Annotated in this window: 25 protein-coding genes, 2 pseudogenes and 1 riboswitch; of the genes and pseudogenes, 12 read left to right on the top strand and 15 right to left on the bottom strand. The window is 61.0% G+C overall.

The window, feature by feature from the left end; all coding sequences use genetic code 11:
- Positions 1–54: 54 nt before the first annotated feature.
- The 8 genes from eutB (at position 55) to ehuA (ending at position 7,390) form a co-directional block, all read left to right on the top strand.
- On the top strand, positions 55–1,074 hold the full coding sequence (gene eutB, locus EO99_RS0116910) for a hydroxyectoine utilization dehydratase EutB (RefSeq protein ID WP_029619796.1): 1,020 nt from the start codon (positions 55–57) through the stop codon (positions 1,072–1,074).
- The gene (gene eutC / locus EO99_RS0116905) at positions 1,071–2,084 is read left to right on the top strand and encodes an ectoine utilization protein EutC (protein ID WP_029619795.1); all 1,014 of its coding nucleotides are present in this window, start codon (positions 1,071–1,073) and stop codon (positions 2,082–2,084) included. Before eutB ends, eutC begins: the two co-directional genes overlap by 4 nt.
- Positions 2,081–3,259, top strand: a complete 1,179-nt coding sequence (gene doeA / locus EO99_RS0116900) for an ectoine hydrolase DoeA (protein WP_029619794.1) — start codon at positions 2,081–2,083, stop codon at positions 3,257–3,259. Before eutC ends, doeA begins: the two co-directional genes overlap by 4 nt.
- Positions 3,260–3,263: 4 nt before the next feature.
- Positions 3,264–4,277: a N(2)-acetyl-L-2,4-diaminobutanoate deacetylase DoeB gene (gene doeB, locus EO99_RS0116895; protein ID WP_029619793.1), complete on the top strand. Its 1,014-nt coding sequence runs from the start codon at positions 3,264–3,266 to the stop codon at positions 4,275–4,277.
- A gap of 65 nt (positions 4,278–4,342) precedes the next feature.
- A complete protein-coding gene (ehuB, locus tag EO99_RS0116890; RefSeq protein WP_029619792.1) occupies positions 4,343–5,194 on the top strand; it encodes an ectoine/hydroxyectoine ABC transporter substrate-binding protein EhuB in 852 nt (283 codons plus the stop codon).
- Between the two features lie 49 nt (positions 5,195–5,243).
- Positions 5,244–5,909, top strand: a complete 666-nt coding sequence (gene ehuC / locus EO99_RS0116885) for an ectoine/hydroxyectoine ABC transporter permease subunit EhuC (protein ID WP_029619791.1) — start codon at positions 5,244–5,246, stop codon at positions 5,907–5,909.
- A gap of 12 nt (positions 5,910–5,921) precedes the next feature.
- Positions 5,922–6,614, top strand: coding sequence for an ectoine/hydroxyectoine ABC transporter permease subunit EhuD (ehuD, locus tag EO99_RS0116880; RefSeq protein ID WP_029619790.1), 693 nt, complete (start codon positions 5,922–5,924; stop codon positions 6,612–6,614).
- Positions 6,611–7,390 carry an ectoine/hydroxyectoine ABC transporter ATP-binding protein EhuA gene (ehuA, locus tag EO99_RS0116875; protein WP_029619789.1) on the top strand — a complete coding sequence of 260 codons (780 nt, stop codon included), beginning with the start codon at positions 6,611–6,613 and terminating at the stop codon, positions 7,388–7,390. Before ehuD ends, ehuA begins: the two co-directional genes overlap by 4 nt.
- Positions 7,391–7,574: 184 nt before the next feature.
- Here the strand turns inward: ehuA and EO99_RS0116870 are convergent, their stop codons facing one another.
- The 7 genes and pseudogenes from EO99_RS0116870 to EO99_RS0116845 all read right to left on the bottom strand — a co-directional run bounded on the left by EO99_RS0116870 (position 7,575) and on the right by EO99_RS0116845 (position 14,547).
- Complete coding sequence (locus EO99_RS0116870) at positions 7,575–7,991, bottom strand: host attachment family protein (RefSeq protein ID WP_328286605.1); 417 nt, start codon at positions 7,989–7,991, stop codon at positions 7,575–7,577.
- Between the two features lie 211 nt (positions 7,992–8,202).
- Positions 8,203–8,575, bottom strand: a pseudogene (locus EO99_RS26740) (type II toxin-antitoxin system HicB family antitoxin).
- Positions 8,576–8,706: 131 nt separating this feature from the next.
- Positions 8,707–10,230, bottom strand: coding sequence for a malonate--CoA ligase (locus tag EO99_RS0116865; RefSeq protein ID WP_029619787.1), 1,524 nt, complete (start codon positions 10,228–10,230; stop codon positions 8,707–8,709).
- Positions 10,227–11,654, bottom strand: coding sequence for a malonyl-CoA decarboxylase (locus tag EO99_RS0116860; RefSeq protein WP_029619786.1), 1,428 nt, complete (start codon positions 11,652–11,654; stop codon positions 10,227–10,229). The genes EO99_RS0116865 and EO99_RS0116860 overlap by 4 nt, the downstream gene beginning before the upstream one ends.
- On the bottom strand, positions 11,651–12,967 hold the full coding sequence (locus EO99_RS0116855; RefSeq protein ID WP_029619785.1) for a TRAP transporter large permease: 1,317 nt from the start codon (positions 12,965–12,967) through the stop codon (positions 11,651–11,653). Before EO99_RS0116855 ends, EO99_RS0116860 begins: the two co-directional genes overlap by 4 nt.
- On the bottom strand, positions 12,964–13,530 hold the full coding sequence (locus EO99_RS0116850; RefSeq protein WP_081852103.1) for a TRAP transporter small permease subunit: 567 nt from the start codon (positions 13,528–13,530) through the stop codon (positions 12,964–12,966). The genes EO99_RS0116855 and EO99_RS0116850 overlap by 4 nt, the downstream gene beginning before the upstream one ends.
- A gap of 60 nt (positions 13,531–13,590) precedes the next feature.
- Positions 13,591–14,547, bottom strand: a complete 957-nt coding sequence (locus EO99_RS0116845; RefSeq protein ID WP_408002876.1) for a TRAP transporter substrate-binding protein — start codon at positions 14,545–14,547, stop codon at positions 13,591–13,593.
- Between the two features lie 167 nt (positions 14,548–14,714).
- Between EO99_RS0116845 and EO99_RS0116840 the strand changes: the two genes are divergently transcribed.
- Positions 14,715–15,359: a GntR family transcriptional regulator gene (locus EO99_RS0116840; protein ID WP_029619782.1), complete on the top strand. Its 645-nt coding sequence runs from the start codon at positions 14,715–14,717 to the stop codon at positions 15,357–15,359.
- Between the two features lie 312 nt (positions 15,360–15,671).
- Positions 15,672–16,424 (top strand): aminoacyl--tRNA ligase-related protein, encoded by a 753-nt coding sequence (locus EO99_RS0116830; protein WP_029619781.1) that lies wholly within the window; start codon positions 15,672–15,674, stop codon positions 16,422–16,424.
- A 242-nt stretch (positions 16,425–16,666) separates the two neighbouring features.
- On the opposite strand, the gene EO99_RS0116825 is transcribed toward EO99_RS0116830, so the two are convergent.
- From EO99_RS0116825 to EO99_RS27530, 7 genes are all read right to left on the bottom strand, one after another.
- Positions 16,667–17,284, bottom strand: coding sequence for a thiamine phosphate synthase (locus EO99_RS0116825; protein ID WP_029619780.1), 618 nt, complete (start codon positions 17,282–17,284; stop codon positions 16,667–16,669).
- Positions 17,281–18,054: a thiazole synthase gene (locus EO99_RS0116820; protein WP_029619779.1), complete on the bottom strand. Its 774-nt coding sequence runs from the start codon at positions 18,052–18,054 to the stop codon at positions 17,281–17,283. Before EO99_RS0116820 ends, EO99_RS0116825 begins: the two co-directional genes overlap by 4 nt.
- Before the next feature lies 1 nt (position 18,055).
- The gene (gene thiS, locus EO99_RS0116815) at positions 18,056–18,253 is read right to left on the bottom strand and encodes a sulfur carrier protein ThiS (RefSeq protein WP_029619778.1); all 198 of its coding nucleotides are present in this window, start codon (positions 18,251–18,253) and stop codon (positions 18,056–18,058) included.
- Complete coding sequence (gene thiO, locus EO99_RS0116810; protein ID WP_029619777.1) at positions 18,250–19,239, bottom strand: glycine oxidase ThiO; 990 nt, start codon at positions 19,237–19,239, stop codon at positions 18,250–18,252. Before thiO ends, thiS begins: the two co-directional genes overlap by 4 nt.
- A gap of 13 nt (positions 19,240–19,252) precedes the next feature.
- Positions 19,253–21,073: a phosphomethylpyrimidine synthase ThiC gene (gene thiC, locus EO99_RS0116805; protein ID WP_029619776.1), complete on the bottom strand. Its 1,821-nt coding sequence runs from the start codon at positions 21,071–21,073 to the stop codon at positions 19,253–19,255.
- A gap of 91 nt (positions 21,074–21,164) precedes the next feature.
- A riboswitch (TPP riboswitch) is annotated at positions 21,165–21,281 on the bottom strand.
- 900 nt (positions 21,282–22,181) lie between these two features.
- Positions 22,182–22,505 carry a DUF6958 family protein gene (locus EO99_RS0116800; RefSeq protein ID WP_029619775.1) on the bottom strand — a complete coding sequence of 108 codons (324 nt, stop codon included), beginning with the start codon at positions 22,503–22,505 and terminating at the stop codon, positions 22,182–22,184.
- Entirely contained in the window at positions 22,498–23,037 is a 540-nt protein-coding gene (locus EO99_RS27530; RefSeq protein ID WP_077067102.1) for a GFA family protein, read from the bottom strand. Before EO99_RS27530 ends, EO99_RS0116800 begins: the two co-directional genes overlap by 8 nt.
- A gap of 89 nt (positions 23,038–23,126) precedes the next feature.
- On the opposite strand from EO99_RS27530, the gene EO99_RS0116790 reads away from it, so the two are divergent.
- Entirely contained in the window at positions 23,127–23,777 is a 651-nt protein-coding gene (locus EO99_RS0116790) for a TetR/AcrR family transcriptional regulator (protein ID WP_029619773.1), read from the top strand.
- 313 nt (positions 23,778–24,090) lie between these two features.
- Here EO99_RS0116790 and EO99_RS0116785 read toward each other — a convergent pair whose 3' ends face one another.
- Complete coding sequence (locus EO99_RS0116785) at positions 24,091–24,534, bottom strand: SRPBCC family protein (RefSeq protein ID WP_029619772.1); 444 nt, start codon at positions 24,532–24,534, stop codon at positions 24,091–24,093.
- A 278-nt stretch (positions 24,535–24,812) separates the two neighbouring features.
- On the opposite strand from EO99_RS0116785, the pseudogene EO99_RS0116780 reads away from it, so the two are divergent.
- A pseudogene (locus EO99_RS0116780) lies at positions 24,813–25,202 on the top strand (GntR family transcriptional regulator); the annotation flags it as partial.
- Between the last annotated feature and the right edge of the window lie 21 nt (positions 25,203–25,223).

Genomic DNA, 25,223 nt, shown 5'->3' with positions numbered 1-25,223 from the left:
GAAGATTGGATCATGACAATATAATAATTGACATGATTTTACTTCGCTCGCAACATGACAATCATGAAGAGCGGAAGCCTGTCCAAGTTGAGCGAAAACATCACTCTGCCGGTTGTGCTGGCAGATGTCGAGCAGGCTGCGGCACGTATCGCGGGCCGGGTGATACGGACGCCGCTCGTTGCCTCTGCCGCGCTGCTTCGACGGGCCGGTCAGCCCGTCCACCTCAAGCTTGAGACACGCCAGCCCATCGGCGCGTTCAAACTGCGCGGTGCGATGAATGCCATCCTGTCGCTTGATGAGACGGCCAGGCAGCGCGGTCTCGTCACCGCCTCAACCGGCAATCATGGCCGCGCCGTCGCCTATGCCGCACGCGAACTTGGCATACCCGCCACCATTTGCATGTCCTCGCTGGTTCCGGGCAACAAGGTCGAGGCGATCCGCTCGCTTGGCGCCGAGATCCGCATCGTCGGCCTGTCGCAGGACGATGCGCAGGAGGAGGTCGAGCGTCTCGTCCAAAGCGCCGGCCTGACCCCAATCCCGCCCTTCGACGACGTCGACGTGGTCGCCGGCCAGGGTACGATTGGCCTGGAAATCGTGGCGGACCTGCCGGACCTTGCCACCGTGCTCGTGCCCCTGTCCGGGGGCGGCCTGGCAGGCGGCATTGCCGTCGCAGTGAAAGGGCTAAGGCCGCAGGCGCGCATCATCGGCATCTCGATGGAGCGCGGTGCCGCCATGCATGCGGCGATCGCCGCCTGCGAACCTGTTGCGGTCCGCGAGGAGGAAACGCTGGCAGACTCGCTCGGCGGCGGTATCGGGCTTGCAAACCGCGTCACCTTCGCGCTCTGCCGCAACCTCCTCGATGGCGTTGTCCTGCTGACCGAAGACGAAATCATTGCCGGTCTCCGGCATGCGGCGCGCGAAGAAGGAGAGGTCGTCGAGGGGGCGGGAGCCGTCGGCATTGCCGCCATTCTCGCGGGCAAGGTTGCGCTATTTGGACCGACCGCCGTCATCGTCTCGGGCGGCAATATCGACCCGAAGACACACCGGGAGATTGTCGGGGGAGCGGCCGGATGAGCCACATCAGCATCCTGACGGAGGCAGATCTGCGTGACATCGTCACGCTCGACGCTTCCGCCGTCGACTGTGTCGAACAGGCTTTCGCGGCGCTTGCCACCAAACCGGTCGCCATGCCGCCGATCCTGCGCCTCGACATTCCCGAATTTCGGGGCGAGGTGGACGTCAAGACGGCCTACGTACCAGGCTTTGACAGCTTTGCCATCAAGGTCAGCCCCGGCTTCTTCGACAATCCGCAGCTCGGCCTGCCGAGCCTCAACGGGTTGATGATCCTGCTCAGCGCCAGGACAGGCCTCGTCGAGGCTCTGCTGCTCGACAACGGCTATCTGACCGATATCCGCACCGCCGCCGCGGGTGCTGTCGCGGCGCGGCATCTTTCACGGCAGGACGCCTGCGTTGCCACGATCTTTGGCGCCGGCATGCAGGCGCGGTTGCAATTGCAGGCGCTGATGCTGGTGCGCCCGATCAGGTCGGCGCGCATCTGGGCACGCGATCACGCCAGGGCAAGCAAGCTTTCAGGTGATTTCTCTCGCGCGCACGGCATCGAGGTCACCGCCGTGGCCGATGCGCGCCAGGCCGCAAGCGGTGCCGACATCATCGTCACCACGACACCGGCCGAAAAGCCGATCCTGATGGCGCAGTGGCTGGAGCCCGGCCAGCACCTGACGGCGATGGGATCGGACGCCGAGCACAAGAACGAGATCGATCCGGCCGTCTTTGCGCGCGCGCTCTATATCGCCGACCGGATCACCCAGACCCGGATTCTCGGGGAATTGCACCACGCCATCAAGGCGGGGATCGCACCGGCCGACCGATCGTACCCGGAGTTGGGAGCTGTCATCGCCGGCAGGGCGAAGGGACGCACGGCTGCCGACGACATCACCTTTGCCGATCTCACCGGGACTGGCGTGCAGGACACCGCGATCGCCAATCTCGCGCTGACCCGCGCAAAAGACGCCGGGCGCGGCCAGACCATCGAAAACACACTCAAGACGGGAGACGTGGCGTGAGCGTGACGCTGAACTTTACGCGCGAGGAATATGCCGAGCGTTTGTCCAAAACCCATCGCGCAATGGACAAGGCCGGAATCGATCTTCTCATCGTGACCGATCCTTCCAACATGCACTGGTTGACCGGGTATGACGGCTGGTCATTTTACGTGCACCAATGCGTGCTGGTGCCGCCTGGCGGCGAGCCGATCTGGTACGGCCGCAGGCAGGATGCCAACGGCGCCAAGCGCACTGCCTATCTGGAACACGACAACATCATCGGCTATCCGGACCATTACGTGCAGTCGACCGAGCGTCACCCGATGGATCTGCTGTCGCAGATCATCGACGAGCGCAAATGGTCCGGCCTCACGATCGGCGTCGAAATGGACAACTACTATTTCTCGGCAGCTGCTTTCGCCTCCCTCCAGAAGCATCTGCCCAATGCCCGCTTCACCGATGCGGCAGCGCTCGTCAACTGGCAGCGTGCGGTCAAAAGCCCGACCGAGCTGGACTACATGCGCAAGGCCGGCAAGATCGTCGAACTGATGCACAAGCGGATTCTCGACGTCACCGAACCGGGCATGCGCAAATGCGATCTCGTTGCCGAGATCTATGATGCCGGCATTCGCGGGACCCGCGAGTTCGGCGGCGACTATCCGGCGATCGTCCCGCTTCTTCCGTCGGGCGCCGACGCTTCCGCGCCGCATCTGACATGGGACGACAAGCCGATGCGCACCGGCGAAGGCACGTTCTTCGAGATCGCCGGAGCGTACAGGCGTTACCACTGCCCGCTCTCGCGCACCGTCTTTCTCGGCAAGCCGACACAGGCCTTTCTCGACGCGGAGAAGGCGACGCTCGAAGGGATGGAGGCTGGTCTGGCCGCCGCTCGACCGGGCAACACCTGCGAGGACATCGCCAACGCCTTCTTTGCCGTCTTGAAGAAATACGGGATCACCAAGGACAACCGAACCGGCTATCCGATCGGTCTTTCCTATCCGCCGGACTGGGGCGAGCGCACCATGAGCCTGCGCCCGGGCGACCGCACGCAGCTGAAGCCGGGAATGACCTTTCACTTCATGACAGGGCTATGGCTTGAAGACATGGGGCTTGAGATCACCGAGAGCATCGCCATCACCGAAACCGGCGTCGAATGTCTGGCAAATGTGCCCCGCGAACTGTTTGTGAAGGCGTGACGCAATGTTGGAGACCGCGCCCCGTCCTTCTGCGATCACACCGACGGTCGATTTTGACGCCAAGGGTGTGCAGCATGGCCATCTGCGGCTGCCCTACAGCCGCGACGACAGTGCATGGGGTTCGGTGATGATTCCGATCTGTGTCGTCGCCAATGGGGATGGGCCGACTGCTCTTCTCACCGGCGCCAATCATGGGGACGAATATGAAGGCCCGGCGGCTCTTTTCGAGCTGGCGCAGACGCTTGATCCGACCCAGGTCAAGGGGCGCATCATCATCGTGCCCGCTCTCAACTACCCGGCCTTTCGTGCGGGAACGCGCACCTCGCCCATTGATCGCGGAAACCTCAACCGCAGCTTTCCTGGCCGGCCAGACGGGACGGTAACCGAGAAGATCGCCGATTACGTAGCGCGTCAGCTGATCCCGTTCGCCGACATCGTGCTCGACTTCCATTCCGGCGGAAAGACACTCGACTTCCTGCCCTATGCGGCGGCGCACGAGCTGCCGGACAAGCTGCAGGAGGCACGTTGTTTCCAGGCGGTCGCGGCATTCTCCGCGCCATACTCGATGAAGATGCTGGAGATCGATGCCGTCGGCATGCTGGACACGACAGCCGAAGAGATGGGCAAGGTCTTCGTCACCACCGAGCTTGGGGGCGCCGGCACGGCAAGTGCGCGCTCCATTGACATCGCGCGACGCGGGACGGGCAATCTCTTGCGGCATGCGGGGATCCTGAAGGGTGCTCCAGACGTGCGACCGACCCGCTGGCTGGACATGCCCTCGAGTGACTGCTTTACCTTTGCTGAGGATGACGGGTTGATCGCCTTTGCCTGCAATCTCGGCGATCCCGTCAACGAAGGTGACGTGATCGCCCGTGTGTACCCCCTCGGCAAGACCGGCATTGCCCCCATAAGCTACGCTGCCGCCATAGATGGCGTGCTTGCAGCCCGCCATGTCCCCGGCCTGATCAAGGCGGGCGACTGCCTTTCCGTCATCGCCACGGTCACGGAGCCACCGTGAGCCGGCGAACCTCGTGAGACCCGAAAACGGGCCACGGAAAAACCGCCAACCAGAGGAGAACACATATGCATGTTTCAAAGCTTATCGGGCTTTCCGCCCTTGCATTCAGCGTAACCGTCACGACTGCGGCGGCACTCACCGTCGAGGAGGTCAAGGAGCAGGGATACATTCGCGCGGCGACTGCCAATGAAGTTCCCTATTCCTACATGCAACCTGACGGCACCTCGGCGGGAATTGGACCGGATGTCGCCAATCAGGTGCTGAAATCGATGGGGATCGAGGAGGTCAACTGGACCGTCACCCCGTTTGGCACACTCATTCCCGGGCTCAAGGCAAGGCGCTATGATTTTGTTGCGGCCGAACAGAATATCTCGCCGGAGCGCTGCAAGCAGGTTGCCTTTACGGAGCCGAACTCGTCCTATGGCGAGGGGCTTCTCGTCAAGAAGGGCAATCCCAAGGGGCTTACGACCTATGCCGATATCGCCAAGGATCCGTCGCTGACAGTCGCCGTGGTGTCGGGGGCCAACAATGTTGACTTCCTTCGCGCCGTCGGCGTCAAGGACGACCAGATCGTCTTCATCCAGGCCAATGCCGACGCCATCCCTACCGTCCAGAGCAGGGTGGACGCCTATGCGGCCACCGAGTTGACCGTGTCGGAACTGGCAAAGGACCAGGATCAGGTCGAGCAGGTCTCGCCCTTCACGGATCCGGTCGTCAATGACCAGCCGGTGCGCAACTATGGTGGCTTCGCCTTCCGTCCGGAAGACAAGGAATTGCGCGACGCCTTCAATGCGGCACTGGTAGAGTTCCGCCAGACGGACGAGTACAAGGCGATCCTGGCAAACTACGGGCTGTCCGAGCAGAGCATTGCGGCTGCCGCCGACAAGCGCGTCGCGGATCTTTGCGCGGGTAACTGACAGGGACGGCGCCCGGCTAAGCCGGGCGCCCATGCAAGGGAGATCCTGGATGGACTGGAGTGCCTATCTGCCGATGATCCTGCAGGGTGCTGGCGTCACCATGACGATCACGCTTGCCTCGATTGTCGTCGGCGCGCTGCTTGCATTCGCCTTCGGCATCCTGCGCGTCGAAGGCGGGCCGGTACTATCGACCATTGCCCTTTGCTATACGGAGGTGTTCCGCGGCACGTCCCTGCTGGTCCAGCTATTCTGGTTCTACTATGCGCTGCCGCTCGTGGGCCTCAGCTTCGAACCGGTCACCACGGGCATCCTGGTGCTTGCCGCCCACGTCGGCGGCTATGGCGCGGAGATTGTCCGTGGCGCACTCTCTTCGGTCTCCACCCAGCAGCTGGAGGCGGCAAGAGCCCTGAACTTTGACCGGTTTCAGACGCTGTTTCGCGTCTCCCTGCCCCAGGCCGTGGTCGAGATGATGCCAGCGTTTGGCAATCTGGCCATCGAAACGCTGAAGCTCTCGTCACTGGTGTCGTTGATATCGATCGCCGACCTGACCTTTACAGCGCAATCGATCCGCAATCTCACCCTCGACAGCGCGAGCATCTACTCCATCACGCTTCTTTGCTATTTTGCCATGTCGCTGGTGCTGATGATCGCCATCCGGATCATCGAACACTTCGTCAGGCGGGGAGATGTCTTTCCCCGCTCGGCCCATTCGTGAGGAGCTGACACGATGATGTACGGCTATGAATGGGATACGACCACCTGGCTGACCTACACGATCTCCATCCTTCCGATCATCCTGATCGGCCTGACGGTGACCTTGAAAGCAGCTGCCGCGGGATTTGCCATTGCGCTCGTGCTTGGCCTCATCTTCGCGCTTCTGCGCCGCAGCCGGATCAAGGCGATCTCCTGGACGGTCGCATTCGTCGTCGAGTTCCTTCGCGACACGCCGCTTCTGGTGCAGCTGTTCTTTCTCTATTATGTCCTGCCGAATTTCGGCATCGTTCTGCCGGCATTCCTGACCGGGGCGCTGGCGCTCGGCCTGCAATATGCCGCCTATACGTCCGAGGTCTACCGCGGTGGCATTGAAGCCGTGCATCATGGCCAGTGGGAAGCAGCCACGGCCTTGAATCTCACGCGCATGCAAGCCTATCGCGACATCATCATCCCGCAGGCCGTTCCTCGCATCGTACCGGCCATGGGCAATTACCTGGTCGCGATGATCAAGGAAACGCCGGTGCTTTCGGTGATCACCGTCATGGAAATGATGGGGCTCGCCAACATGATTGGCGAACGCACCTTCGAATACCTCGTGCCGCTGACACTTGTCGGCCTGATCTTCCTTCTCCTGACGCTGATCTGCTCGGCCGGCCTCCACCGCCTGCAGAAGGCGCTTCCCAAAGCAGGAATCCCGTTGCGATGAACGAAAAGACAGATACACCCCTCATTGAGTTTTCCGACGTGACCAAACGCTTCGGTATTCTTACGGTGCTGGACCAGTTCAATTTCAGCGTCGCCAAGGGGGAAAAGGTTACCCTGATCGGCCCATCCGGCTCGGGAAAATCCACCGTGCTGCGGATCTTGATGACACTTGAGCCATTCCAGGAGGGAAGGCTGACGCTCGATGGGACTTCCTACCATGAACCGGGCGGCCGGGGCCGTTTCCAGGCCTCCGAAAGGCATCTGCGCCAGATCCGCAACCACGTCGGAATGGTCTTCCAGAGCTTCAATCTCTTTCCGCACATGACTGTCCTTCGCAATGTGGTCGAAGCCCCGGTGCGGGTCCTCGGGATGCAGCGGGAGGAAGCCGAGGTGCGCGCGATCGAACTGCTCCAGATGGTGGGCCTGGCAGACAAGAAAGACCAGTATCCGGCACAGCTGTCGGGCGGACAGCAGCAGCGGGTGGCCATCGCCCGCGCGCTCGCGATGCGCCCGCAAGTCCTGCTCTTCGACGAGCCAACCTCAGCGCTCGATCCCCAGTTGGTGGGAGAGGTGCTTTCCGTCATTCGAGGCCTGGCACACGAGCATGACCTGACCATGCTGCTGGTCACCCATGAAATGCGCTTTGCGCGCGAAGTGTCGGACCGCGTGTGCTTCTTCGACAAGGGACGCATCTGCGAGCAGGGCGCGCCGGAGGCAATCCTTGGTGCGCCGAAACATGAACGGACGCGCGAGTTCTTGGCATCGATACTGGGTTAGCGTCATGCCGCCTTCACTCGCTGGCCCAGCAATGTCGCAGACAGTGTCGACGCCTTCACCGTTACCGGTAGCCAGGCCGGAGGCGTTGACCTTACGCAACGACGCCGGCCCGGAAGGCCGGGCGGGCTCGCCAGGCGGGGATGCGCTCTTGTCGGTTGTGGCCCTGTCTCGATGCGAAGGCGCCCTATCCGGCAGCGTCCCGAACAGCTTTAGCCAGATCCAGGGTGCTGTGGTTTGTCAGCACCTTGTTCAACGACAGGACGATGCTGTCAGCCACGGTCTTGTGCATGGTGTCTCGTAGCTGGCCCAGCGTTTGGGGATCGGCGGCGAGGACCATTTTATCAAACTGGTGAGCGTGCTTCATCGAGTACAGCTCGTTTGCCAGCTGCTTGGCAAAGGTCGCTTCGTCTGTCTGGACGATGGTCTGCTCCGGTGGGCGAGATCCGGAAGGACCGTCGTCCTCCAGATTTTGCGGCGTTACGCGCCGTTCCTCGGCAAGGGTCAACGCATCCTTCACGCCACGACTGCGAAGCAGGATCGCCTGGTGGCCGTCCGCCACGACAACAAGGGTATTCTGGGGAATGATAACGATATCTGACATATGACGGTCTCCTTTGCTCAGGACCAACGGGACGGCTGCGCGATTGTTCCTCTTCGCCCAGATCCCAAAGCAGCCGTTTTCGTCCTCCTCCCTGATCCGTTAGCGTCGATGAGCAGCGTGCCCGGGTGACGGCCCGATCCGGGTTTGGGCACATGGCCGGCCATGGTATTGTTCCAGCGTCGCGAAGGGGAAAGGTTACCCAGAGCGGCCATCAGGTACTATTGGCCTGAGACAGGCGCCGGACCTGCCTTGCAAGGCAAATCGACGAGGTGATCTGGTGTTTGGCCGCCAATGCCGAGAAACCGACCGGGTAAGGCCTTGAGCTTCTGCGAAAGCATCGATCTGCTTGAGGACATCCTCAGGAAGGGTGATGTTGATCCGCCGCCGTTTCCAAGCGGGAAGGCTCCGGTACGGCCTCGCCCTCCTCAAGCATGCCATCCACATGAAGGAGAAGAGCCTCTTCAGCCATCCGGCGGGCATCAGCAAGGTCAGTTCCCGCAGTCACGACCTCCTTGGACGTTGGGCAAGGAAACCCCGAAGTCGCCATCGGCGTCCTTATGGATCGGTGCGATATGACTGCGCATGGGGCACCTCGGTTTGGATCGGTTTGCCTCTCAGTGCTCTTAAGCGTACCCCTTGGTGGATCTCGCTTGGGATGCGGCACCGTCACGCGTCCGGGCTATTCAGGCTGCTTTTTCTTTGCACATCAGTGGAATCAACCGGCCCGGTCCCCGGATTCGTAAAGCCGCCTGTACTGTTCGCGAAGGACGTTCTTCTGCACCTTGCCCATCGTGTTGCGCGGCAGCTCCTCAATGAAGATCACCTGCTTTGGTTGCTTGTACCGCGCGAGGCGATCCTGCAATCCCGTGAGGATGGCTCGTTCGTCTACCGACGCCCCTTTCTCCTTGACGACGAGTGCCGTGACCCCTTCTCCGAAATCGGGATGGGGAACCCCGATGACCGCGCTCTCGGCAACGCCATCGATCTGGTCGATCTCGCTTTCGACTTCCTTCGGGTAGATGTTGTAGCCGCCTGAGATGACGAGGTCCTTGCCGCGCCCGACGATGTGGAGGTAGCCTTTCTCGTCGATCTTGCCCAGATCGCCAGTGATGAAGAAGCCGTCGGACCTGAATTCGGCCTGGGTCTTTTCCGGCATTCTCCAGTAGCCGGTGAAGACGTTGGGGCCCTTGACCTCTATCATCCCCGTCTCGCCGTCGGTCAGCGGCTTGCCGCTGTCGGGATCGGTGACCCGCAGCGAGACCCCCGGCAGCGGGAAGCCGACTGTACCGGCAATCCGTTCTCCGTCATACGGATTGGAGGTGTTCATGTTGGTTTCGGTCATCCCGTAGCGCTCGAGGATGAGATGGCCGGACTTGTCTGCAAATGCCTTGTGGGTTTCGGCCAGCAGAGGCGCCGAGCCGGAGATGAAGAGGCGCATCCTGGAGGCGACCGCCCGCGTCAAGCCCGCGTGCTGGGCAAGCCGCACGTAGAACGTCGGCACTCCCATCATCACCGTCGATGTCTGCATCAGCCGCAACACCTGCGTGGCGTCAAACTTGGGCAAGAAGTACATCGACGCCCCCGACAGCAACACGACGTTCGACGCGACGAACAGTCCGTGCGTGTGGAAGATCGGCAATGCGTGGATCAGGCGGTCATCGGCGGTGAAGTGCCAGTATTCGCGCAACGTCTGGGCATTCGACAGCAGATTCTCGTGCGTCAGCATGGCGCCCTTGGAGCGGCCCGTCGTGCCGGATGTGTAGAGGATGGCAGCCAAGTCGTCGGGGCCGCGCGCGACATCCTGAAAGGCGTTTTCCTCGTCCAGACCTTGCAGAAGCGTTCCCCCGCCGTGCTCGTCCAGCGTCTCCACGCGAGCACCGTGATCGGTGGCGACGGGTACCAGTCCATCGCGCGCTGCAGGAGAACAGACCACAAGCGCCGGCTCCGCATCGCCGATAAAATAGTCCAGTTCGGCGAGGGTATAGGCGGTATTGAGTGGCAGATAGACCGCGCCCGCACGCAAGCACGACAGGTATAGAAGAAGCGCCTCCGGGCTCTTCTCGACCTGCACCGCCACCCGGTCGCCGGGCTGAACGCCCAGTTGGATGAGTTTTCTGGCAAGGGCTGCCGACCCTGAGAGCATCTGATCATAGGTCCATTGCCTGCCATCGGCGGTGTCGATGAAGATGCCTCCCCTGCTCGCGGCAGTGCGGATGGCATCGAAGAGGTGATTGCTCATGAGGTGGGCTCCGTATTCGCATGCTCGTTAATGACAGTCTTCCCGCGCGGCGAGACATCTTTGACCGGCACAAGGCTCTGATTGGGCTTGTCGGCCGGCACGAGGCGCCGGATTTGCGGCGTCGTCACCACGTCCCGCCTGCCCGCAAAGGCCTCGTGGTTGGCCTCGATCTCATCCAGTTTGTAAAGGTAGTTGACCATCAGCCCGTGCGCCTGCCGCAGGGCCCTTGGCGAGCGGTCCCCCAGCACGTTCAGGCGCTCCAGCCGGGCACCATTGCCGAGATGGAACCGTGCCACCGGATCCACCATACGGCCGGCGGAGTCACGCGCTCTGAGGAAGTACCATGCGGCAGCAGCCGCGAGCACCGGTTCCACGGCCGCTGCCTTCTGCCCATCGTCTGCCCAGCCTTCATCGTCGAGGACCGCAAGGACCGTCTTTGCCGAGGGAGAAAGGGCATCCGAGGCTTCGTTGCGGCGCTCACGCGCCAGCCAGGCGGCAAAGCCCGGAACCGGCGAGAGCGTGACGAACCGTTCCAGTTTCGGCAAATCCCGGCGCAGATCCTCAACCACCTGCTTGATCAGGAAGTTGCCAAAGGAAATCCCTCTCAAGCCCTCCTGGCAATTGGAGATGGAGTAAAAGACCGCGGTTGTCGCCTCACCCGTTGCAACGAACACGCGATCCTGCCGCAGCAGGTCATCGATGCGCGAAGGAATGTCGCGCGTGAGCGCCACCTCGACGAAAATCAGCGGATCATCCGAGAGTTGCGGATGAAAGAACGCAAAGCAACGGCGATCCTCAGGCTCCAGCCGGCGGCGCAGCTCGTCCCAGCCGCCGATGTCATGGACGGCTTCGTAGCGAATGATCTTCTCGAGAATGTTGGCAGGCGTTGACCAACTGATCGGTCGCAGCACGAGGAAGCCCCTGTTGAACCAGGATCCGAACAGATGCGAGAAATCGGCATCCACGGCAGAGAGATCGGGCCGCTCCTTCATCAGTGCGAGCAGGACCTCGCGCATCCGCACGAGGGTCTCGATGCCGTTGGGCGCCAGATTGAACCGACGGATCAGCTCCTGGCGCCGCGGTTCCGCCGCCAGGTGCAGTTCCAGGAGAGCCGAGGCATCCCCATCCCTGCGGTAACGGTCGATCGCTGTTTCGAGCCGCTGTGTGTCCGGCCCGAAGCGGTCGAGCAGCATGATCATGAAGTCACGCTTTTCTCCTTCGTCGAAGCTTTGCCAACGCTCGAGAATGTTTTTTGCCAGCGCCATGCCCGAGGCTTCACCGCGGCTCGACAGCAGGGTTTCGCACAGGGTGCCTGCACCACCCACGGGGTCATCCAGGTTTTCCCGCTGGTTGAGCGCGAGAAACCGTCGCCCTCTTTCAGTGATCGTCTGCAGCATGTCGGCCAGGAAGGAGGAGGTGTTCATTCGACAACTCCAAGCATCTGGTTGGGCAGCCAAGTCGCAATTTCGGGAAATATGCAAAGGATGAGGATCGCCAGGAACATGACGAGGACATAGGGGAGCGAACCCCACAGGATATCCCTTGTCGGCACCGTCGGGGCGATCGCATTGATGACGAAGAGATTGAGCCCGATCGGTGGCGTGATCAGCCCCACCTCCATGTTGATGGTCAGTACGATCGCGAACCAGTAGGGATCGAACCCCGCCTGGGTGATGATGGGAAACAGCATCGGCGCCGTCATCACGATCACCGCCACCGGCGGCAGGAACATGCCGCAAACGAGCAGGAAAACGTTGATGACCGCCATCAGGACCCAGCGGTTGACGTCCATGTCCGCGATGGCGGCGGCGACTGTCTGGGTGACGAAGAGCGATGACAGTGCAAAGGCAAAGAGTTCCGCTGCGGCCATGATCATCATGATCATCACGCTTTCGCGCATGGCCGAACCAAAGATGCCGCTGACGGCGCGGAAGCGGAAAAGCCGGTAGGCGATGATGACCACCAGCAGGGTCAGAAGTGCGCCCGCACCGGCCGCTTCCGATGGCGTTGCGATGCCACCGTAGAGGACGTAAAGGGTGCCGGCGATAATCAGCAGGAAAGGCAGGATCCGCGGCAGGCCAGCGAGGCGCTCCTTTAACGTGTAGCGAACGAAGCGCGCGTCGAACTCGTAGCCCTTCCGCTTGCAGTCGATGATCGCCCAGGCCATGAACATGACCGTGAGCATGATCCCCGGAAACACCCCCGCCATGAACAGGCGACCGATCGAGGTTTCGGTGGCGATCCCGTAGACGATCAGCGTGACCGAGGGCGGGATGAGGATGCCAAGCGTGCCGCCTGCGGCAATGGAGCCGGTGGCGACGGAATTCGGGTAGCCGCGGCGCAGCATTTCCGGAATACCCATCTTGCCTATTGCCGCACAGGTCGCCGGCGACGATCCCGTCATCCCCGAAAAAACGGCACAGGCGCCGATGTTCGATAAAACGAGCCCCCCTGGAACGCGGTTCAGCCAGCGATCGAGCGAGGTATAGAGGTCTGCGCCTGCGGGAGATGAGGCGACGGCCGCGCCCATCAGCACGAACATGGGAATGGAGACATAGGCAAGGTTGGCGATGCCCGAGAACATGGTATCGCCAAGGATGTAGAAGATCTGCAGTCCATCCTGCAGGAAGAGGGCCACGAAAGCTGCAAGTCCGAGTGCGAAGGCGATCGGCATGCCGGTCGCGAGCAGCAGGAACAGGGCGCAGATGATCAGGAGTCCCGAAACCGTGACGTTCACCGCGGATACTCCTTCACGTTGGATTGGTTCTGCGAAACGGCCGGAACGACTGCGAGCGGATCATGAACGACCGCGTGCATGCCCGGCATCGTGAGCACAAGGATCTGGGCGACGTATTGCAGACAAAGCATGGCGAAACCGGCGGGCAGCGCGAGCAGCGGAATCCACAAGGGTGGCGCCCAGACGCTGGAATGCTTCCAGTTGCCGGCCCAGGCCTCGTGGAATTGGACCCAGGTGGCCGCCAGCATGATGACGCAGAAGATCAAGCCGAGCATTGCACCGACGAGGCGAAGACGGGCGCGGCTTTTGTCCGACAGAAGCAGTTCGATGACGTCCACCCCGACGTGCCCGCCCTTGAGAAGGACATAGGGCGCCCCGAGGAACATGGCCGCGGTTGCGGAAAAGACCACGAAATCTGTCTGCCAAATCGTCGCGACACGAAAGACGTAACGCATCAGGATCATCTGGCAGACGACCAGCATGGCAAGGATGATGAGGATGGTCGACAGGATCGCAAACAGGCGAGACAGGTTGCCTATCCATCGAATGTAGGCCTTGATCATTTCCGGCTCCTTCAGGGGGCATTGCGACGAGGCGCGCAGCTTGTGCGCGCCTCTCACTCGCTATTGCACGGCCAGAGCCTTCTGGATCAGCGCGTCTCCGCCCTCAACCCTCTCGGCAAAGTTCTTGTAGGAGGACTGTTTGGCCAGCTCGAGCCACGCGTCATAGTCTTCTTTCGACATCTCCACGACCTCGACGCCGGCCTTCTTGTAGGTGTCGACCATGAGCTGATCGCCCTTGCGCACTTCTTCGTCAAAGAAGGCTTCCGCCTTCTCTCCTGCAGCAAGGATCGCGTTTTGCTGTCCCGGCGTCAGGCGTTCGAAGACCTTCTTGGAGACGAGCACCGGCTCATACATGAACCAGAGTGCATTCTCTCCGGGGGCCGTCAGGCATTTGGCATGCTCGAAGAGCCGGTAGGACACGAAGCTTGCCGACGAGGTGTTGGCTGCATCGAGCACGCCTGTCTGCATGCCGGTGTAGATTTCGGAGGACGGCATCGACGAGATCGACGCACCTGCTGCGACCAGCATCTCCTCGAACGCCGGACCCGCAGCGCGGATAACCTGCCCCTTCAACGTATCCGGCGACGTGATGCAGCCCTGTTTCGACGCAAAAGCGCCCGACAGCCACGCATCCGCAATCACCATCGCACCCGCATCCTCGATGACCTTCTTGATGTCGGTCATGAACTCGGAATCGTTCAGGCGTTTGGCGCGGTCGAAGTTGCCGACCAGCCCCGGCATCAAGGTGGCGGAGAATTCCGGATGGCGGCCGGAAGCGTAGTCGAGCGGAAAGGACGTCATGTCCAGCAGGCCACGGGTCACCGCATTCCACTGGTCGTTCGGCTTGTAGAGCGACGATCCGGGAAATATCTGGATCTCAAGGTCAACGTCGGCGGCAGCGACGTCACGGGCGATCATCTGCACCATCTCGTCGCGTATGTCGCCTTTGCCGCCGGGGAACTGGTGCGAAGCCTTCAGCACCGTCTGCGCCGTCGCCCCGGTCGCGACCGCACCCATCAGTGCGACGACCGCCGTCAGCGTTACTGCTTTTGTTCGAGTAAACATCATTATCCTCCCGTTACTCCAACCCTCCCGTTGGATTGGAAAGAGTTGAAATCACCTTGCACACGAAGTCAACGATTTTGTATACAAGAACATTGAAACTGCATAATTGGACGGAGCCCATGAGCGCGACATCGCAGACACTGCGGGATGAAATCGAAAACGGAATCGTCACCGGTGAATTTCCTCCTGGCGAGCGCCTGGACGAGGTCCAACTCGCGACCCGCTATGGCGTGTCGAGAACGCCCGTCAGAGAAGCCTTGATGCAGCTTGGCGCCATCGGGCTGGTCGAGATGCGGCCGCGGCGCGGCGCCGTCGTGGCTGAACATGGTCCGGAGCGGGTTTTCGAAATGTTCGAGGTCATGGCCGAGCTCGAAGCTATGGCGGGTGGACTGGCTGCCCGCCGGCACGGTGACAACGACAAGGCCGCCATTCTAGCCGCTTTGGAGCAATGCCAAAACGCAGCCGAGAAGAACGACACCGATCAGTACTACTACGAGAATGAAATCTTTCACCGCGCGATCTACACGGCCAGCCACAGCGGCTTTCTGGAGGAACAGTGTGTCTCGCTGCACCGCCGTCTCCGCCCCTACCGACGACTTCAACTTAGGGTGCGCAACCGCATGAAGGTATCACTTGCGGAGCATTGTGAGATTGTGGATGCCATCACCGCCGGCGATGCGCAAAAGGCGCGGCTTTTGCTTCGCCATCATATAGCGGTCCAAGGCGACCGGTTTGGCGACCTGCTCGCGACGTTGAGGCCTTAGGCTGGACGAGAGAGGAGAATGTCTCAACCGCGGCGGCACGACAGTCAGCCATAGAGGCGAGCGAGAGATTCGTTGATTGCCCAGAACCCGTTCAACACCGGTTGACCCTCCGCAGCCTCTAGGGCATGTACGCAGACCATGAGCAATTTGACAGCACCATCAATGAAGAAAGGCCGCAACCTGCGGATTATCTTCATGTGCGTGTTCGGCGGACGAGGTCTTCGCGTCCAGTCGTGATGCCGCGCGTTTATGCGCGAACGACTGGACGTAAAACTTCACCTCATCCTTCAGTGGCTACCAGGAGAGTAAGCCATGCTCAGCATTCTCAACGTAAATTCGCTCGTGCATTGGGAGGAACGCGAAATCCTTCGGCGCGAGGAGTTCATCCGCCATTTCTCGGAAGAGGTCAGGGCCTTCCTTCGTTCCATCAATCCCGCCTGGGACATACGCCGGGTCGAAGCACCAACGCTCATTCCCCGCCTCATGATCTCCGACGCCTATGAAAACGCGGACATATGGGCTCAGGAAAAGGTTACTCCGACGGAGACCGAACTTGTGCTGCGACCGGAGACAACGACATCAACCTACGCATACATGAACCACCTTCTTGACAGTCATTCAGGGACAAAGCTACCACTTTGCGTCTGGCAGGCCGGTCGCTCCTATCGTCGAGAGCAAGAGCAGACCACTGCCCACATGCGCCTGAAGGAATTCTGGCAGATGGAGTTCCAGGCAGCGTTTACCGCCGACACGGGCATGAACTACCATGCGGCATGCTTGGAACCCGTCCGAAAGATGATTGCATCGGTAATCAACCTTCCAACGCGGATCGTTGAATCCGATCGGCTACCGAGCTATTCCCAAGTTACGATGGACGTCGAGATCGACAACGGCTTCAAGTGGATGGAGGTCTGCTCGATCTCACGTAGGACAGACTTCCCCCGCAAGTTCGTCTCCCGTTCAAAAGGCGGCGTAACACGAAAGCATGATGTCCTCGTTCTCGAGATTGCCATCGGTCTCGATCGGTGCCTCCACAATTGGGCGATAGCAGCAGATCGAGCATAGGGGGACGGTCGCTCAGGTCGTCTCGGTCAAGCGCTGAGGCGACCGCCGAAATATGAGATAGAAGCGTGACCTAACCCCGCCGACTAGAGAAGCGCAGGTAATAGAGGAAAGGAGAGCGCCACCCCCGATCGCCAAAGTAGCGGCCAGCCCGGCGACGCTGCCAGCCGACGGCGGCCCATAGCAACCACGTCCGCCGATCTCCCCACAAATTGACGCATGCACCGGTCAAGTGCCGAACGACGTCAGGTTGCTTTGCTGGCAACCGGTCGGGTCGCGGCAATCCACTCGGTGCAACGCCGCTCCGGATCTGCGTTTCGGGTGATGTCAGTGACGACGGCAGCACTGTCAGCGCCGCGGTCCAGTACGCCCGCGGCCCGCTCGACGGTGAGCCCGCCGATGGCAACAAGCGGAATTCCGCTGATCCGCATCTTCCATTGGGCGATGCGATCAAGACCCTGTGGCGACCAGGGCATGGGCTTCAGGACGGTGGGATAAATCGGCCCCAAAGCGATGTAGTCGGGCCGAACGGCGAATGCCGTGTCGAGTTCGGCCTCGTCATGAGTCGAAACGCCAAGCCTCGTCCCTGCCTTTCGAATGGCAGCAAGATCGGCTGCCGCAAGATCCTCCTGGCCAAGATGGATAAAATCGCAGCCTTCCTCGATAGCCATCTTCCAATGATCGTTGACCACCAGCTGGCATGCATGTGCCGCGCAGATCGCCTTGGCCGCGCGCAGCTCCTGCCGCAGCGGTGCCTGGGCGCTGTTCTTGATCCGGAGCTGCACGAGCCGGACCCCCAGCGGCACCAGTCTGGAGATCCAAGCTGCGCTATCGACGATGAGATAGAAGGGATCGAGTTTCATGTAAACACCGCCTTCCCAATCACCGGCGTAGACGGAACCGCCATGTCCCGCGGTTCCAGAGGTACGGCACCACAGGCCATATGGCCGGCGTTGATGGCCAGCGCGAAGGCTTGCGCCATCGCGGCCGGATCGCCTGCCCCCGCAACACCCGTATTGAGCAGCACGGCATCGAAGCCAAACTCCATGACGCTCGCGGCATGTGACGGGCGGCCTATGCCGGCATCCACGATCAAAGGAACTTCGGGAAAACTGGCTCGAAACGCTTTCAGACCCGCAGGATTGACCGGTCCCGTCGCCGATCCGATCGGCGCGCACCACGGCATCAGCACGCGGCATCCCGCATCGAGAAGGCGTTCTCCAACGACGAGATCGTCGGTGGTATAGGGGAATACGTCGAACCCGTCGTCGCACAGGATGCGGGCCGCCTCCACAAGACCAAAAACCTCCGGCTGCAGCGTATCATGATGACCGATCACTTCGAGCTTGATCCAGTTCGTCGAAAACAGATCCCGCGCCATCTTCGCCGTCAGCACCGCTTCCTTGACGCTGTGGCATCCGGCGGTATTGGGGAGAACCCGGACGCCGAGATCACGTATCAATTCGAAGAACGCACCACCGGGCTTGCCTCCCGCTGTTTCCCGGCGCAACGACACGGTGACGATCTCGCTCTTCGAGCGTCGCACCGCCTCGGCAAGAACAGCTGGCGATGGATATCCGGCCGTGCCGAGCAGCAGCCGGGATTTGACTTCACAGTCATAAAGTTTCAGCACATTAGCCTCCCTGCATGGGCGTCAGGATCTCGATCCGGTCCTGATGGTCGAGCGTGAAACCGGCGCGATCATCGCGGTGGACCAACTCGCCGTTGACAGCGGTGGCAAGCCAGTTTCCCTGGTAGTCGAGAAGCTCCAGTAGTTCGGCGAGCGTCGATGCGGGAAGGTCCTGTTCGTCGCCGTTGACGATAAACGTCATGGGGCAATCCTTTCATCTCGTCTGTCGTTTTGGAGCACCTGGCGCGCGACTTCTCCGGCCATTGCGGGTGCAAGAAGAAAGCCGTGGCGGTAAAAACCATTCACATGGATCACGCCATCATGTTCGGTGATGCGCGGCAGGTTGTCGGGATAGGCTGGGCGAACGCCGGCTCCCGTTTCGACGACGCGTGCCTCGCCGAAGGCTGGATGAACGGCGTAGGCGGCGTTCATCAATTCCATCAGCGAGCGAGCTGTCACCGCATCTCTGTCATCGCTTTCGATCATGGTGGCCCCGACCATGAAACGTGCGTTTTCCCGCGGAACGATATAGATCGGGTAACGGGGATGCAGCAGGCGGATGGGCCGCGAAAAGGCGAGATCTCGCATCTGGAGGAAGAGCATTTCGCCGCGCACTCCCCGCAGCCCGGGCAGGTGTCCGATCTGCGCGTCGCCGGTGCAGTCGACGACGCGGTCGAACGTCAACTCGCTCGGCGCCGGTGCGGCCTGACCGAACCGGACGCGCATGCGCGCCTCCTCCAACCCGGCGGTGAGCGCCGAAAGCGCAGCGCGCGGGTCGAGATGCGCTTCGGCTGGAAAGAACAGCGCCTGGTGGAAACGGCCAGCGAGATCGGGCTCGAGTGCGGCGATACCTGCCCCGTCACGCCATTCCCAACCGCTTGTGCGGCGGGCAAAGCGGTCGAGTTCGCCGGTATCGCGGCCACCGGCGACCACCAGGGTCCCGCGACGACAGACATGACCCGGCAGGGCCGCCTCCCACCAGTCGGCGGCCAAGCGACCAAGTGTGAGGACCCGCTCGTCTCCGGCTTCTCGCTCACACCACGGCGCTAGCATGCCGCCGGCAATGCCGGATGCGCCGGCGCCCGCCCGTTCGGCGTGATCGATAACTGTCACGTCGAGGCCGTGGCGATAGAGTTGCCAGGCAACCGTCAGACCGGCAACGCCGGCCCCTTTGACAAGAACACGCATGTCACTGCCCGGACTATGTCGTGGACAACCCATGGACCGGAATATAGACATCGCCGCCTTCGCGGTATTTTGCCGCCATTGCCGCCAAGCCCTCCTTCCGCGCCTCGGCCCGAATATCGTGGGAGATTTGCATGGAGCAGAATTTCGGGCCGCACATGGAGCAGAAATGCGCAACCTTGTGCGCTTCCTTAGGAAGCGTCTCGTCGTGCAGGGCTCGCGCCGTTTCGGGATCGAGCGAGAGGTTGAACTGATCCTCCCAGCGGAATTCGAAACGCGCACGGGACAGAGCGTCGTCGCGGATTTTCGCTGCGGGATGTCCCTTTGCGAGATCGGCTGCGTGGGCGGCGATCTTGTAGGTGATGACGCCAGTCTTGACGTCGTTGCGATCGGGCAGTCCCAGATGTTCCTTCGGGGTGACGTAGCAGAGCATGGCTGTGCCGAACCAACCGATCATCGCCGCACCTATGCCTGATGTGATGTGGTCGTAACCTGGAGCAATATCGGTTGTCAGCGGCCCAAGCGTGTAGAAGGGCGCTTCCCCGCAGATCTGCAACTGCTTGTCCATGTTTTCCTTGATCTTGTGCATCGGGACATGTCCCGGGCCTTCGATCATCACCTGGCAGTCTTTCTCCCAGGCAATCCTGGTGAGTTCGCCGAGTGTTTCAAGCTCAGCGAACTGCGCAGCATCGTTGGCATCGGCAATGGAACCGGGGCGCAGGCCGTCGCCCAGCGAGAAGGAGACGTCATAGGCACGGCAGATGTCGCAGATGTCCTCAAAATGCTGGTAAAGGAAACTCTCCTTGTGATGATGTAGACACCATTTGGCCATGATGGAGCCGCCACGCGAGACGATGCCGGTGACCCGATCGATGGTGAGCGGAATGTAGGCGAGCCTCACCCCGGCATGGATGGTGAAGTAGTCCACCCCCTGCTCCGCCTGTTCGATCAGCGTATCGCGATAGATTTCCCAGGTGAGGTTTTCCGCAATGCCGCCGACCTTCTCCAGCGCCTGGTAGAGCGGCACGGTGCCGAGCGGGACTGGAGAGTTGCGGATAATCCACTCGCGGATGTTGTGGATGTTACGGCCGGTGGAGAGATCCATTACGGTATCGCCGCCCCAGCGGATCGCCCAGACCATCTTCTCCACCTCTTCGGTCATGGAGGACGTCACGGCGGAATTGCCGATGTTGGCGTTGATCTTGACCAGGAAGTTGCGGCCGATGATCATCGGTTCGGCTTCGGGGTGGTTGATATTGGCCGGAATGATGGCGCGTCCACTCGCCACTTCCTGCCGAACGAACTCCGGTGTGACGAAATCGGGAATGTGCGCGCCGAAGCTTTCGCCGTCCCGCTGCAGCGAATGCTCTTGGGCTTGCCGGCCCAGATTCTCCCGAATAGCGACAAATTCCATTTCCGCGGTTATGATACCCGCCCGCGCGTAGGCGAGCTGGGTCACCGCCTTCCCATCCTTCGCGCGGCGCGGAGGGCTCAGGGGAGAGAATTGCGGCGTCAGCCGGTCGCCGGCCGCAAAGCCGTTGTCCTCCGGCCGGATCTTGCGGCCTTGATAGATCTCGGTGTCGTCGCGCGCTGCGATCCACGCTTGGCGAAGCTTCGGCAGGCCGCCTTCGATCGAGACGACGTGCGACGGATCGGTATAGGGGCCGGATGTGTCATAGACGATGACGGGTAGCTCACCGGAGGTCGGGTGGAGGGCGACCTCGCGCATGGGAACGCGAAGGTCCGGATGCTGCTTTCCGGCCAAGTGGATCTTGCGCGACGCGGGCAAGGGCCCGCTGGTAACGGCTGTCGAATGGGTTGAGGCGGCAATCTTCATCGTGAGGCTCCAAGTTTCAGGTTGGAGACCCAGTCCTAGAGCCGGAATGATGGAAGGACGCAGAGACGGAATCCAGACGTGGACTGTATATCGTCGAGCGCTCGCACCGTCCCTACGCCAGTATGAACTGGATCAGGTTCAACGGGTCACTGCGCTGCGAAAGCCAGCAGAATCTCAGCCCCTTGCCGGGGCACCCCTGGTGAATGATGCAAGGCTACGATAGTCGGATTAGCAGGTCAAGCACGCGCGACCGAAAAGCTTCACGCAAACCTGTGGGGGTTACGCGCTTATCAATGATGCTCATCGACGACGATGCAAATTGCCAGGGGGAGCTCCTTCATGCAGCAAAGGTCGGCCGGCCCGCCCGGGAGATCGAACGCGCGACCCCGGCCTGCAAACCCTTCGCAAGGGACTGCCTTGGTGAGCGAGGAGCCCGGGTTGCCGGATTGGATGATTCGGAGCTGGCTGCTCTCCGTTCTGTCCCATCTGTGGATGCGAACACCTGACCCAGTCGTTCGAAGACGGCCCCATGCCGTTCATTCGAGGCGCCCAGTACGTCCTTGCGCCGTTCCAGCGGGCTGCAAATCAGTTGTCTTGCCAGGTCAGGTTCAAGGGCGCCTTGCCAGAACCAGCAACAGAAAGCCGCCCAGGTCGCGCCAGCGCAAGAACCGCGAGACGGCTTCGCAAGCAGCGGGTGACGGTTGAGGCTCACCGATATTGGTGATGACGAAGCCCGCGGAGGCTACTACAATGAAGTAGTCCCCAATGGTCCGCGGAAAAAAAACCTCGGAACCGCAAACGGCGGAGTTTCTTCGTCGTTGGGGTGGGCTCCAAAACGTCAATGCTCCACGAAGGGCCCTCTGTCGAAACACCGACCGAAACCCAGTTGCTCGGCCGTCGGCGGCTTTTTCCCAACCCAGCCCCCGGGCCGCCTGGGCAACAGTGGCCCAACGTTTCCCGACCAGCTTCACCGCTCACGCTTATACTCGCGGCTCAATATCCGCCTTGGCAATGACGCTCTCCGGATTCAGACGGAACACCTAAACGCGATTTCCATGAAGCCGGCGGCAGGCCAGAGAGTGGCAGCTCTTGGCGGACTTTCTGCCGCTCAACGCAACAGGGTTCCCACTCGCTGGACCGCTTGATGGTAACGCTTTGGCTTTGCGTTTTCCCGGGTGACGATGCCCTTGGCTTCCAGATCAAGCCGAACAGCACCTAACCACCAGCCCAGTTTGTCTCCACCAGGAAACAGCTCCTCCGTGAGGTGCGGCAGGAGGGCCTGCTTGGCTTCTGCTTCGGTCATGCCGGGAGACTGTCGGGGCAAGACGACCAGGAGTGCATCCCGAACGGCTTCGTATTTCCGCCGGTCGACCAACTTCGTTCGTCCGGTCGAGATGACGTTCTCAATTTCAATTTTCTCGAGATCAGACATTAGATGCTCGCTGCAGGAATGGCACTGTTGGGCTGCGGAACCCCATAAGGGCAAACGATGAGGCCAAGCGCCATGCGGCCCCTAGCGGGATTGGCCTGCCATTCGGCACATCGCTGGGGAGGCGATCTGCATCGGCAAGGTCGCTACAGAACATTCGATATTCTACAGCTGGTCGGGCGGTTTCAGGCAAATTTTTCGCATAAAGGCTTACCCAATGGCCGGGTTCGAAGTCGAGGAACATCGGGGTGTTGCAACAGTCAGCGAAAATGCGCCTGGTTGGGCTGTCGGGGGTAAGTCTATGTTGCTGGAGGCGTTCTGCACCAGCATCGCATGCGATTTTGTCGGCGCGATGAATGATGACATGAGTCGCGCCCTTTCCATCCGTCACGCCGACACCATCCGGTAAGGCAGCAAAAAATTCAGATGCCAAACGGCAACTGGTACACATGCATTCGCTGCTCATAATGCTGGGGCCCGAAATCGTCAGGCGAGCCGCCCGGCAGCGACAGGTGATGGACTGTGATTCCTGCATCGGTGCATCTCCTTATTGAATAGAATGACGATTCTATTTAATCCAGTCAAGACGACCAGAAACCTGTCCGCAAGCAACAAGGACAATCCATGAACAATGGTGCGCAGACGCGGATCGCGAGAAGTCGAACTAAAATCCTTGCTGCAGCCTCCGATGTCTTTCTGAGTGAAGGCTATGTCGCCTCAAGCATGGAGCAAGTAGCCCTAGCAGCAGATGTTTCCATCCAAACCATCTACAGCCACTTCAAAGGAAAGGGAGCACTCTTTCTCGAGGTTGCTACCGACCTGGCCGGGGGCGCTGCGAGTGCTGTGGGCAATTTGGTTGAAACACTGCCTGAAGACACTCCGGTTGAGGAATGGCTTACGCGGTTTGCCACCCAGCAGTTGAAGGTTGTCCTGACGCCAACTCTCATGCAACTGAGACGCATGGTGATCGGAGAGGTGGGGCGTTTCCCCCAGTTGGGCAGGACCCTCTATGAAGCCGGGCCGGGCCGAGCAATTGCGCGGCTAACGACCGGCTTGCAGCACTACATCGAGCGCGGCGAGATTGCCATGACGGATCCAGTGCGAGCCGCAAAGCAGTTTAACTGGCTTCTGATGGGAGGTCCAACATCAGAGGTTATGTACCTCGGTGAAGCCGCGATCCCCACCGAGCCTGAGATGCGAACGCAGGTGGACGAGACCGTCGCAATCTTCCTGGCGGCCTATGGACGCGAAGCCACACCACCGGCGTCTGCTTAGGTCGACAAGCTGACGCTCCTTGGGAACAACCCAATGACCGTAGTGGTCGGGACCGCCAGGCCGTTGTCGCCAACAGCTTCATCGTGGAGTCGCTCCGATGTCGGGCGAACTTTGGTGTACCCGACCCACTCCTGACCAGGCACACGATCGCCCCTATCCCGGGTACCGAGCGCATCCTGCAGTGCGACCCAACAGGCGGTCATCCCCGCAGACGAGACAGGTGAGAAGAACACGGATTGCAGCGATGAGGCGCCATGGTCGGCTGTGCAACGTCAACCCGGGTTCCGGCGACGATAGCACCGGAAATCGTTTGCTACCCGGCGATCTCCGGCTGAACCAGCCGCACTAACTTGTCCAGCGAGTCCTGCCAGCCAAGGTAGCAGCCTTCGCGCGGAATCAGGTCCGGGATCCCGGTCTGCTCGATGGTGACCTCCGTGCCCACTGAGACTTTCGCGAAGGCCACTGTGACCAGCATCTCGCCGGGCAGGTTGGCGTCGTCAAAGCTGTCTGTGTAGACCAGCCGTTCACCAGGGACGAACTCCCGATAGGTTCCGCCAAAGGAGTGGCTTTCTCCCGTCGTGAAGTTGCGGAAGGACATCCGGTGCGCGCCGCCGACCCGCGCGTCGAATTCGTGGACGGTGCAGAGGAACCCGTAGGGCGGCAACCAACTGGCGAGCGCGTCAGGCTCGACGAAGGCGCGGAAGACCTTTTGCGGACTGGCGGCAAAGACGCGATGAAGCTTGACTGTGCTAGGCATGATTTTCTCCTTTCTGACTTTTCTTTCCGTTCGGCCCAAGGACGTCCCAGTCGGCGCGATCCAGACAGGCGTGTTTGAATTTTTTGCCACGCCCTGCCGTTTTAATGCCCTACCGCCGCCCATTGATACTCGAGCTGCATCGCCACCATATACGCGGTACGCGGTACGCGGTACGCGGGCCGTGGCGGTGGGCGACAGCCTCGAGGGTCTGCTCCAGCACATCGGCCGGCCGCGCATCCTGCGCCGACGCGACGATCTGCCTGTTTGGCGCAGCATCTATGGCGGGTGGACTGGCTGCCCGCCGGCACGGTGAGAGCGACAAAGCCGCCATTCTTGCCGCTGTGGAGCAATGTCAACATGCCGCCGAGAAGAACGGCACCGATCAGTACTACTACGAGAATGGAATCTTCCATCGCGCGATCTACACGGCCAGCCACAGCGGATTTCTGGAGGAACAGTGTGTCGCGCTGCACCGCCGTCTCCGCCCCTACCGACGACTTCAACTCAGGGTGCGAAACCGCATGAAGGTATCACTGGCGGAGCATTGTGAGATTATGGATGACATCACCGCCGGCGATGCGCAGAAGGCGCGGCTTTTACTTCGCCACCATATAGCAGCTGTCCAAGGCAACCGGTTTGGCGACCTGCTCGCGACGTTGAGGCCTTAGGCAGATCTTGATGCTGTGGAC

It is taken from the genome of Pseudorhizobium marinum, from assembly GCF_000705355.1.
Classification (GTDB): domain Bacteria; phylum Pseudomonadota; class Alphaproteobacteria; order Rhizobiales; family Rhizobiaceae; genus Neorhizobium; species Neorhizobium pelagicum.
This window is presented reverse-complemented; position numbering and strand designations above follow the sequence as displayed.

Bases quoted from the DNA above. Each gene is read 5' to 3' on its own strand.
- thiO (WP_029619777.1), bottom strand. From the start codon at position 19,239: ATGCGTGTTCTTGTCAAAGGGGCCGGCGTTGCCGGTCTGACGGTTGCC.
- EO99_RS27530 (WP_077067102.1), bottom strand. From the start codon at position 23,037: ATGCAGGAATCACAGTCCATCACCTGTCGCTGCCGGGCGGCTCGCCTG.
- EO99_RS0116870 (WP_328286605.1), bottom strand. From the start codon at position 7,991: ATGTCAGATATCGTTATCATTCCCCAGAATACCCTTGTTGTCGTGGCG.
- ehuA (WP_029619789.1), top strand. From the start codon at position 6,611: ATGAACGAAAAGACAGATACACCCCTCATTGAGTTTTCCGACGTGACC.
- EO99_RS0116800 (WP_029619775.1), bottom strand. From the start codon at position 22,505: ATGTCTGATCTCGAGAAAATTGAAATTGAGAACGTCATCTCGACCGGA.
- ehuD (WP_029619790.1), top strand. From the start codon at position 5,922: ATGATGTACGGCTATGAATGGGATACGACCACCTGGCTGACCTACACG.
- eutB (WP_029619796.1), top strand. From the start codon at position 55: ATGACAATCATGAAGAGCGGAAGCCTGTCCAAGTTGAGCGAAAACATC.
- ehuB (WP_029619792.1), top strand. From the start codon at position 4,343: ATGCATGTTTCAAAGCTTATCGGGCTTTCCGCCCTTGCATTCAGCGTA.
- eutC (WP_029619795.1), top strand. From the start codon at position 1,071: ATGAGCCACATCAGCATCCTGACGGAGGCAGATCTGCGTGACATCGTC.
- EO99_RS0116840 (WP_029619782.1), top strand. From the start codon at position 14,715: ATGAGCGCGACATCGCAGACACTGCGGGATGAAATCGAAAACGGAATC.
- EO99_RS0116845 (WP_408002876.1), bottom strand. From the start codon at position 14,547: ATGGGTGCGGTCGCGACCGGGGCGACGGCGCAGACGGTGCTGAAGGCT.
- EO99_RS0116785 (WP_029619772.1), bottom strand. From the start codon at position 24,534: ATGCCTAGCACAGTCAAGCTTCATCGCGTCTTTGCCGCCAGTCCGCAA.
- EO99_RS0116790 (WP_029619773.1), top strand. From the start codon at position 23,127: ATGAACAATGGTGCGCAGACGCGGATCGCGAGAAGTCGAACTAAAATC.
- EO99_RS0116865 (WP_029619787.1), bottom strand. From the start codon at position 10,230: ATGAGCAATCACCTCTTCGATGCCATCCGCACTGCCGCGAGCAGGGGA.
- EO99_RS0116860 (WP_029619786.1), bottom strand. From the start codon at position 11,654: ATGAACACCTCCTCCTTCCTGGCCGACATGCTGCAGACGATCACTGAA.
- EO99_RS0116850 (WP_081852103.1), bottom strand. From the start codon at position 13,530: ATGATCAAGGCCTACATTCGATGGATAGGCAACCTGTCTCGCCTGTTT.
- EO99_RS0116830 (WP_029619781.1), top strand. From the start codon at position 15,672: ATGCTCAGCATTCTCAACGTAAATTCGCTCGTGCATTGGGAGGAACGC.
- ehuC (WP_029619791.1), top strand. From the start codon at position 5,244: ATGGACTGGAGTGCCTATCTGCCGATGATCCTGCAGGGTGCTGGCGTC.
- thiC (WP_029619776.1), bottom strand. From the start codon at position 21,073: ATGAAGATTGCCGCCTCAACCCATTCGACAGCCGTTACCAGCGGGCCC.
- EO99_RS0116825 (WP_029619780.1), bottom strand. From the start codon at position 17,284: ATGAAACTCGATCCCTTCTATCTCATCGTCGATAGCGCAGCTTGGATC.
- doeB (WP_029619793.1), top strand. From the start codon at position 3,264: ATGTTGGAGACCGCGCCCCGTCCTTCTGCGATCACACCGACGGTCGAT.
- thiS (WP_029619778.1), bottom strand. From the start codon at position 18,253: ATGACGTTTATCGTCAACGGCGACGAACAGGACCTTCCCGCATCGACG.